Here is a 390-nt window from a genome sequence, read left to right on the forward strand (position 1 = left end):
TTGGCTTGTCTCTTAATGAGGCTGCGTATTTGTCGGAGATTGTTCGTGCTGGCTTGGAGGCTGTGGATGCTGGTCAGGTTGAGGCTGCTCAGGCTTTGGGTATGGGTAGGTCTTTGACTATGCGTAGGGTTGTTTTGCCTCAGGCTATGCGTATTATTGTTCCGCCTTTGGGTAATGAGACTATTGGTATGCTTAAGACTACGTCTTTGGTTTTGGCTGTGCCTTTTACTTTGGAGCTTCAGTTTGCTACTAATGCTGTTGCTAATCGTATTTATAAGCCGATTCCGCTTCTTATTGTTGCTAGTATTTGGTATTTGGTGATTACGTCTGTTTTGATGGTTTTGCAGGTTATGTTGGAAAAGCATTTTGGCAAAGGATTCGAAGCAAAAG

1 protein-coding gene is annotated in these 390 nt (G+C 43.6%); it reads left to right on the forward strand.

What is annotated here, in order from left to right; all coding sequences use genetic code 11:
• On the forward strand, positions 1-390 hold a 390-nt coding region (locus QP420_RS06450), incomplete at both ends, for an amino acid ABC transporter permease (protein WP_481616896.1).

This window comes from Bifidobacterium sp. UMB1197 (assembly GCF_030217745.1).
GTDB classification, from domain to species: Bacteria; Actinomycetota; Actinomycetes; order Actinomycetales; family Bifidobacteriaceae; genus Bifidobacterium; species Bifidobacterium vaginale_B.